Raw genomic sequence first — 2,039 nt, forward strand, 5'->3', positions numbered from 1 at the left:
CCGCCCCCGATCACCTGTTGCGATTTCGTTCCCGGGTTTGCCTGCGGCGCCCCGGGATGACGGAGGCGTAGAGGGGTGCTCCGTCGGTTTCGACTGTGGGAGGGCGGATTCCGCGCGAACCGGTCGGGCAACCCTTCGCCCGGCAACGCCGGCCTCCCACAGGCCTTCGATCGAGCGCCCATCCCGATCACCTGTCGGAGGGCGCTTGCGCGCGAACGAGGTAGGGGCCGACCTTCGCCCGCAAGCGGCCTCCAACAGGAAAAGCAGCGAAACCGCCCCCGATCACCTGTTGCGATTTCGTTCCCGGGTTTGCCTGCGGCGCCCCGGGATGACGGAGGAGTAGGCACAAAAAACGAACCGAGGAACGAGGCGTCAATCCAGCCGGTAGGTGTTGGTTCCGACTTCGTAGGGCAGGTCGCGGTGGGCGATGCGGCCGTTCAGCAGTTCGCGCATGACGGGTTCGAGGTTGGGGACGGTGCGTTTCGTGTCCTGGTTGTCGAAGTAGCTGTGCTCGCGGTCCAGGGTGCCGGTCAGGTCGATGTAGGCGGCGTTGTGGGCGTTCTGCTGGGCGATGGTGGCGCCCAGGCGGGGTTTCTGGGCTTCGCCGATCTTCAGGTTCGAAAGCCCCAGCGCGCTGTCGTCCTGGTTGATGAGGATGTAGACGCGCTTGCGGGCACGGATGCGCTGCACCCACTCGGCGTGGTCGTGGTGGTTGGTGTCGGCGGCCTTCAGGATGACGTTGTCGAAGGTGCAGGCGCAGGACAGCCGCTCGCTGGAGCTGGTCAGCAGTTTCTTGTACAGGTAGTTGCCCATGCTGTGGGCAATCAGCGAGATGTTGAACGGGCAGGCGTGTTCGCGCAGGTAGTTGGCCAGCAGCCGGCGCTCTTCGTCCCGGCTGTCGGGCCTCGAAGCCCGGGCATGGTCGCGGGCGGCGTCGAACACGCCGGCGTTCAGGTCCTGCAGCAGGGCGTTCATGCGCCACAGGGCGCGGTCCAGCGCGCCGACCGACTCGCGGGCGTCGGACTTGTCGGAAAGGTAGCTCGCCACGCCGTGCAACTCTTCCAGCGCGCTGTCGCCGCCGCCGTTCGACGGCCAGCTGAACACCAGCACCTCCACGTCGTACACCTGCTCCATCCGCCGGGCGCGGTTCAGCGCGTCTTCGATGGTGGTGTTGTAGCCGTGGATGAACAGCACCAGGTTGCGGCCGCTCTCGCGCAGCTTCGGGATGAGGCGCGCGGCGACCAGGTCGGAGCCCACCCGGCGACGGTTCCAGGGCCGGATGAAATCCGTGTCCAGGCCCTCGAACTCGGCCTCCTCGGGCCGGTCGGGAATGATGTGGATGTCCCACTTCCCGCCCGCGGCGTCGCGCGGAGTGGCCTCGAACAGCCGGAGCTCCTTCGAACCGTTGGGGTTGGGGTCGTCGGTCAGGGTGTAGAGGTCGGAGTTGCGGTACTTGCGGAAGTTGCGGTTGGTGATGATGTACATGGGGGTCTCCCTATCTGCTCGCCAAAGCTTTCGATACGTTAGCAAAAAAGGGAGGGGGAAGTTTTTAGGGGGGAGTGAACAGTTGACAGTGAACAGTTTTCAGTTTTCAGTTTTCAGTGGAAGGCAGCGGCGGGGCGCGGGGTGGGGTGAGCTGGGGGAAGAAGGGTTTCAGGGTTCAGGGTTCAGGGTTCAGGGTTCAGGTTTAAGGGAAGGCAGCGGCGGGGCAGTGGCGGTGTGGGGGGGAGCGGGGAGCGGGGAGTGGGGAGCGGGGAGCGGGGAGCGGGGAGCGGGGAGCGGGGAGCGGGGAGCGGGGAACGGGGAACGGGGAGTGGGGAGCGGGGAGCGGGGAGCCGAGAACGGGCCGAGAACGGGGAATCGGGGTGCCGCACCTACTTCACGGTCGTTCCGGGGCGCCCTTTCTACTTCACCGTAATTCCGGGGCGCCGTTTCTACTTCACGGTCATCCCGGGGCGCCGAAGGCGAACCCGGGATCTCCCTGGGCTGGCGCCAGGGTTCTGACGGGCGATTGCGTCACGAGGTCCCGGGTTCCGGCT

The 2,039-nt window shown here is 66.4% G+C and carries 1 protein-coding gene; it reads right to left on the reverse strand.

Going from position 1 to position 2,039, the window contains the following annotated elements; all coding sequences use genetic code 11:
* Positions 1-372: 372 nt before the first annotated feature.
* Positions 373-1,485 (reverse strand): alpha/beta hydrolase, encoded by a 1,113-nt coding sequence (locus HFP89_RS14865; protein ID WP_168718461.1) that lies wholly within the window; start codon positions 1,483-1,485, stop codon positions 373-375.
* Between the last annotated feature and the right edge of the window lie 554 nt (positions 1,486-2,039).

Source organism: Wenzhouxiangella sp. XN79A (genome assembly GCF_012272825.1).
Taxonomy (GTDB): domain Bacteria; phylum Pseudomonadota; class Gammaproteobacteria; order Xanthomonadales; family Wenzhouxiangellaceae.